This window comes from Ruegeria sp. AD2(2025), from assembly GCF_056542385.1.
Genome location: NZ_JBQFZS010000036.1, coordinates 1 through 1,494 on the forward strand (window position 1 = coordinate 1; position 1,494 = coordinate 1,494).

Genomic DNA, 1,494 nt, shown 5'->3' on the forward strand with positions numbered 1-1,494 from the left:
GATCGCCAGAAAGCTCGAGCACCAGCGGCATGTTATAAAGCGCCGTCGGCCCGCCCGAGCGGAACAGAAACCACAACCGGTCCTGCGCCGAGGACGTCACCGCCCGGGCACGCTCGGGCTGCGGCTGAAGGGACAATCGCGGCGCGTCCCTGCCCTCGCGGATCAGGGAAAACAGGCTTCCGACCGTGGGGTGGGCGAACAGATCGGCGATGCCGATGTCCACATCGAAATGCGCACGAATGCGCCCGGCCAGCTTGATCGCCAACAGGGAATGCCCGCCGATATCGAAGAAATTGTCGCTCGATCCGACATATTTGAGCCCCAGCACCTCGCAGAACAGCGCGGCAAGGCGTTCCTCGGCCTCCGGCCGCGGTTGCCCCGACGCCTGCACCTCGTAAGTCGGCTCGGGCAGGCTGCGGCGGTCGAGCTTTCCGCTCGGCGTCAGCGGCAGGCTCCCCATCACCACGATGGCGCTCGGCACCATGAAGCCGGGCAACCGTCGGGTCAGGTCCCGCTGCAGATCGCGCGGATCGGGCCTTACCCCGGGTTCAGGTACCACATAACCGACCAGGAGGGTGTCGGCACCGTCCCTGCTTTTGCCGACGACGGCGCATTCCGCGATACCGGGGCGGGCCATCAGGGCAGCTTCGACCTCACCCAGTTCGACCCGGAACCCGCGCAGCTTGATCTGATGATCGTCCCGCCCGAGGTATTCCAGCGCCCCATCGTCGCGCCACCGCACGATGTCGCCGGTCCGGTACATGCGGTCACCGGGCCCGCCGAAGGGGTTCGCCACAAAGCGGCTGGCGGACAGAGACGGGCGATGCCAGTAGCCACGCGCCAGCCCCACACCGGCGATGTAGAGCTCGCCAGCGGCCTTGGGAGGCACCGGACGCAGGCCGCGATCCAGGACATAGGCCTGCATGTTGTCGACGGGCCGGCCGATCGGGACCGTGGGCGCACCCGACCGGTCGCAGGCCCAATGCGTCACGTCGATGGACGCCTCGGTCGGTCCATAGAGGTTGAAGAGGCTGCATGCAAAACGCCGCCGGAACAGGTCCCGCTGGTGCGGCGCGAGCGCCTCGCCGCTGCAGAAGACCTGGCGCAGGGACACGCAGCCCGGAAGGTCGGGGGTGTTCAGGAACGCCTGCAGCATCGACGGGACGAAGTGCATCGTGGTGACACCCGCCCCCTCGATCTCGGCCGCGAGCGCCATCGGGTCCCGGTGCGCACCGGGCCGTGCCACCACGAGACAGGCCCCCGTGACGAGGGGCAGAAACAGCTCCCACACCGAAACATCGAAGCTGAGCGGCGTCTTCTGCAGAATTCTGTCCGCTTCGGTGAAATCGTACTGAACCCACATCCACTGCAGATGGGTGGTCAGTGAATGATGCGCCGTGACGACCCCCTTTGGCGTTCCGGTCGAGCCTGATGTGTAGATCATATAGGCGGGGGACTGGGGGTGGAGGGGGTGTTGGCGGTCGGTGTCGGTGG

1 protein-coding gene is annotated in these 1,494 nt (G+C 66.9%); it reads right to left on the reverse strand.

Translation table 11 applies throughout. The features are described from left to right. On the reverse strand, window positions 1-1,444 hold a 1,444-nt coding region (locus tag ACR1XV_RS21405; RefSeq protein WP_480535054.1), incomplete at its 3' end, for an amino acid adenylation domain-containing protein. Window positions 1,445-1,494: the final 50 nt, after the last annotated feature.